Source organism: Pseudescherichia vulneris (genome assembly GCF_902164725.1).
Classification (GTDB): Bacteria; Pseudomonadota; Gammaproteobacteria; order Enterobacterales; family Enterobacteriaceae; genus Pseudescherichia; species Pseudescherichia vulneris.
The window spans coordinates 2,042,283-2,044,119 of the sequence record NZ_LR607338.1; the positions used below are offsets into that span (position 1 = coordinate 2,042,283).

A 1,837-nucleotide genomic window follows, 5' to 3' on the forward strand; every position below is an offset into this window, starting at 1 on the left:
AGGCGGCAAGCGTCCCTCTTCGATAAACTCATCGTCCAGTTCATCGGCGTTGCCCTGGTGATCTTTCCCGGAGAGCAGGTTCCAGCAGGCCAGGAACAACGCGGCGATCAGCGGCCCAATCACAAAGCCGTTAATGCCGTAGATCTCCAGGCCGCCCAGGGTAGAGATAAGCACCAGGTAGTCGGGCATTTTAGTATCCTTACCCACCAGCACCGGGCGCAGCAGGTTATCCACCAGTCCGACGATAATCACAAAGAAGCCAACAATGAAAAAGCCCTGCCAGATCTGACTGGTAGCAAAAAGGAAGATGGCCGCAGGCACCCAGATAATCGCCGAGCCCACTGCCGGCACCAGCGACAGGAAAGCCATTAGCGCCCCCCACAGTACGCTGCCATCAATACCCGCAATCCAGAAGCCGATGCCGCCCAGTATGCCCTGTATTACGCCTATGACGACGGTGCCCTTTACGGTTGCACGAGAGACGGCGGCAAACTTAGCGAACAGGTGATGTTTGACATAGCGCGAAAGGGGTAGCGATTCCAGCGCCTGATTAACAATATAGGGCCCATCTTTTAGCAGGAAAAAGAGCAGGTAGAGCATAACGCCAAAGTTAATGGTAAAGCTGAAGGTGCTCTTACCGATCAGGAATGCGCTGCCAGCAAGGTACTGTCCGCTCTTTAATGCTACCTGCGACAGCTGCTGCTGGATCTGCGTAGCGTTGTTCAGATCGTGATCGGCCAGGAACTGCTGTGCCCAACTGGGCAGATGAGCCACCAGATCGGCAACCACGACCGGGAACTGAGTATTGTTATCCTGCAGCTTGGTGTAAACCGTATTGGCCTCAAACGCCAGCGAGGAGAGAATGATCGCTAATGGCGTAAAGACGATAAGACAGATAATCAGCACCGTTAGCAGGGAGGCAATCCCGTTGCGCCCGGCTATCCTGTCCCGTAGTCGGTTTTTAAGCGGTTGGAATATCACCGCCAGTATCGCCGCCCATAAAATGGCCGAGTAGTAGGGGGTCATGATGTCGAAAAACGCCAGCGTAACGACCAGCAATATCAGGATGAAAAAGCCTTTCGTTAATCCCTTAAATCTCATATCTACTTCTCCGGTATGTGATGCACTTCTCGAAATATAGAAGGTACTGGATAGATTACCATTTTCAGCTGTGCAATAGAGATCGTTACGCAGGAAAGACGCATTTCTGGCAGGGGATAACAGAAGTGGCTACGCTAAAATAACCCTCCTCTTTTTCTGGAAGAGAAATTATGCCGGACATAAACGACTCAACCTCTGTTCTGCTATTGGCCGCTAATGACTGGGTGCCGAATAACCCGCATTTACCTGTGCTTATTTACCGCCAGATTTTTAATTCTGACGAGAATGGTGTTGAAACGGCGCAGCAGCTGTTTGAAAAAAACGGTTGGCCCGCACAGTGGGTTGATGGCATTTATCCTTACCACCACTACCACAGCAATGCCCATGAGGTGCTGGCCATTGCACGCGGCGAGGCCCGGCTGATGCTCGGCGGCCCGGAAGGGGAGGAGATGGTTGTGCGCGGCGGCGATATTATGCTGCTGCCTGCGGGGACGGGTCACTGCAATCTTCATAGCAGCGACGATTTCACCGTGGTAGGAGGCTACCCGCCGGATCAACAGTTTGATCTGTGCCGCGGGGCACCCACCCCAGAAATGCTGGCGGCTATTGCCACTGCGTCTTTTCCACATTGCGATCCGGTATATGGTGAAACGGGGCCGCTTATTAAGAACTGGCTAAACATTTAAGCAGCGCTAACATAATGGTAATGACATATTTCATCCCTTGAAAAATCCCT

At 52.4% G+C, this 1,837-nt stretch carries 2 protein-coding genes; one reads left to right on the forward strand and one right to left on the reverse strand.

Going from position 1 to position 1,837, the window contains the following annotated elements; all coding sequences use genetic code 11:
* Positions 1–1,101, reverse strand: a 1,101-nt coding sequence (locus FN633_RS08725; RefSeq protein WP_154058871.1) for an AI-2E family transporter, incomplete at its 3' end; no start/stop codon positions are given.
* Between the two features lie 206 nt (positions 1,102–1,307).
* On the opposite strand from FN633_RS08725, the gene FN633_RS08730 reads away from it, so the two are divergent.
* A complete protein-coding gene (locus tag FN633_RS08730; protein WP_243731488.1) occupies positions 1,308–1,787 on the forward strand; it encodes a cupin domain-containing protein in 480 nt (159 codons plus the stop codon).
* The last annotated feature ends 50 nt before the right edge of the window (positions 1,788–1,837 follow it).